Genomic DNA, 965 nt, shown 5'->3' with positions numbered 1-965 from the left:
CAATGGAGAAAGCTTAACGGTTGATATCATCAATGAAGTAGCGACCGATATCCAGAACCAGGGAGATGTTTACAATGAGATCATCAATTTGTTGGAAAGCAATAGCGATGTATTGGTAGACAATGGCGATGGTACTTTTACCCATACTGCTGTAGATGGAACGCAGCTTACCTTCGATGCGAATACGGTCAGCTACACGAACAATAATGATGGTACTTACACTTTTACCAATGACAACGGGGAAAGCTTAACGGTTGATATCATCAATGAAGTGGCGACCGATATCCAAAACCAGGGCGATGTTTATACAGAGATCATCAATTTGTTGAATACCAACAGCGATGTATTGGTAGACAATGGCGATGGTACTTTTACCCATACCACGGTTGACGGTACCGAGCTGACCTTCGATGCGAATACGGTCAGCTACACGAACAATAATGACGGGACTTACACTTTTACGAATGATAACGGAGAAAGCTTAACGGTCGATATCCTCAATGAAGTGGCGACTGATATCCAGAACCAAGGAGATGTGTATACGGAGATCATTAATTTGTTGGAAAGCAACAGCGATGTACTGGTGGACAACGGAAATGGCACCTTTACCCATACGACGGTTGACGGTACCGAGCTGACTTTCGATGCGAATACGGTAAGCTATACCAACAATAATGACGGGACTTACACCTTTACCAATGACAACGGAGAAAGCTTAACGGTTGATATCATCAATGAAGTAGCGACCGATATCCAAAACCAGGGTGATGTGTATACGGAGATCATCAATTTATTGAATACCAACAGCGATGTACTGGTAGACAATGGCGATGGCACCTTTACCCATACGACGGTTGACGGTACCGAGCTGACCTTTGATGCGAACACGGTCAGCTACACGAACAATAATGACGGCAGTTATACTTTTACGAATGATAACGGGGAGAGCTTAACAGTTGATATCA

The 965-nt window shown here is 43.6% G+C and carries 1 protein-coding gene; it reads left to right on the top strand.

The window, feature by feature from the left end; translation table 11 throughout:
* Positions 1 to 965, top strand: a 965-nt coding sequence (locus FVB9532_RS19605; RefSeq protein ID WP_228482405.1) for a DUF6712 family protein, incomplete at both ends; no start/stop codon positions are given.

It is taken from the genome of Mesonia oceanica (assembly GCF_902499555.1).
In the GTDB taxonomy this organism is placed as follows: Bacteria; Bacteroidota; Bacteroidia; order Flavobacteriales; family Flavobacteriaceae; genus Mesonia; species Mesonia oceanica.
Note: the sequence above shows the minus strand (reverse complement) of the source record. Positions and strands in the feature narration are given on the sequence as shown.